The organism is Allobosea caraganae (assembly GCF_003351345.1).
Lineage (GTDB): Bacteria > Pseudomonadota > Alphaproteobacteria > Rhizobiales > Beijerinckiaceae > Allobosea > Allobosea caraganae.
On the sequence record NZ_QQTO01000038.1, the window covers coordinates 1 to 1,868 of the forward strand.

Annotated in this window: 1 pseudogene; it reads left to right on the forward strand. The window is 71.3% G+C overall.

The features are described 5' to 3' along the window. Positions 1-1,868, forward strand: a pseudogene (locus tag DWF00_RS29605) (hypothetical protein); the annotation flags it as partial.

A 1,868-nucleotide genomic window follows, 5' to 3' on the forward strand; every position in this document is an offset into this window, starting at 1 on the left:
CGGCCGGCATCCTGGCGCAAAGCGTCGGCGGTGGCGGCGGAGCCGGCGGCAATGCCGTGGCCAATGGCAGCGGCAACACCTTCAGCGTCAATGTCGGGCTCGGCGGCAATGGCGGCAGCGGCGGCACCGGCGGCGACCTCACCCTGAACAATAGCGGCGCCATCCTGACGCGCGGCGGCAATGCGCCGGCGATCCACGCGCAGAGCATCGGCGGCGGCGGCGGCACCGGCGGCAACGCCGCGGCGGGTGGTGGCAGCAGTTCCGAGGTCACGGCCGGCGACTTCGTCGCGACCGGCATGGGCGTCCCCAATTCCGTCGTCGAGAAGGCCGACGGCATCTATGCGCTGAAGTCCAATGTCTGGGGCGACTTCAACGTCTACGCGAACCTCAAGGGCCTCGTCACCTCCTACGACGCCGCGAACAAGGCAGCGAACGGCGCGCCGCCGAAGCCGGCGCCGGAGAGCGCGTTCCCGGATTTCACCCTGACCATCGGCGGCGGCCGCAGCGGCAATGGCGGCTCGGGCAATCATGGCGGCGGCGTCACGGTCGACAATTCCGGCGAGCTCGCGACGCAGGGGCCGTATTCGGCCGGTATTCTGGCCCAGAGCATCGGGGCCGGCGGCGGCTCGGGCGGCGCCAGCAAGCCCATGAGCGGCTCGATGAACGCGTCCAAGGACGCCCAGATGAGCGTCATCGTCGGCGGCCAGGCCGGCAATAATGGCGACGGCGGCGGCGTCACCGTCGACAACACCGGCACGATCCAGACCACCGGCGACCTCTCGGTCGGCATCCATGCCCAGAGCATCGGCGGCGGCGGCGGCATCGGCGCCATGACGGTCCAGAGCGGCGCGGGCAATGCCGACTTCTCGTCCGTCAAGGTCACGCTCGGCGGCAGCGGCGGCGCCTCCGGCGATGGCGGGGCGGTGCAGGTCAATGTCAGCCCTGCCACCGCGCAGGACGGGATCTTCACCACGGGACAGGATGCGGTCGGCATCGTCGCCCAGAGCATCGGCGCCGGCGGCGGCGCGACCTTCATCATGAGCCAGGACGCGGTGCAGGGCGCGCCCAGCCAGAGCGGCCAGACCTCGGTGAGCGCGCCCGTCGTGCTCGGCAGCGGCGGCACGTCGGCTACGCCGACCCGCGGCGATGGCGGCGCCGTGACCGTCTCGCTCCTCGGCGTGCCCTCGGCGCCGCAAGCCGCCGGGCTCCAGACCTCGGGCCTCAACGCCCACGGCGTGCTGGCGCAGTCGATCGGCGGCGGCGGCGGCTGGGTCGTCGGACTCAACAACCAGGGCACCACGAGCCTGCAGTCGCTGTTCGGCGCGCCGGGCAACGTCCGCGCCGATGGTGGAGCGGTCAACGTCTCGCTCGACAACAACTTCAACCTGATCACCACCGGCGCCGGCGCGGCCGGTGTGATCGCCCAGTCGATCGGCGGCGGCGGCGGCCTCTTCGGCGGGCTCGGCAATCTTCCGTTCGGATCGGCCGCAGCCTCCGGAACCACCACCCGCATGGGCCAGGGCGGTGCCGTGTCGGTGAGCGTGAACGGCTGGAGCGTCATCGCGACCCGCGGCGACAACGCTCCGGGCGTGATCGCGCAAAGCTTCGGCCAGGGCGGCGGCATCCTGGAGCAAGCCGGTGGAAAGGGGGGCGCCTTCGCCGGCAGCTCGCCCTATGGCGGCTGCAACCACCTCGGACAGAACACTTGCGTCAGCGATGTCTCGGTCAACGTGACGCAAGCCACCGTCGAGACCGCAGGCTCGAATTCGCCAGGGATCGTCGCACAGAACCGCGGCAACAGCCCGGATACGAGCAATGCCTCCGTGACGATCGGCAATGAAGGCAACGTCACGGCTGGGGGGCCCAAC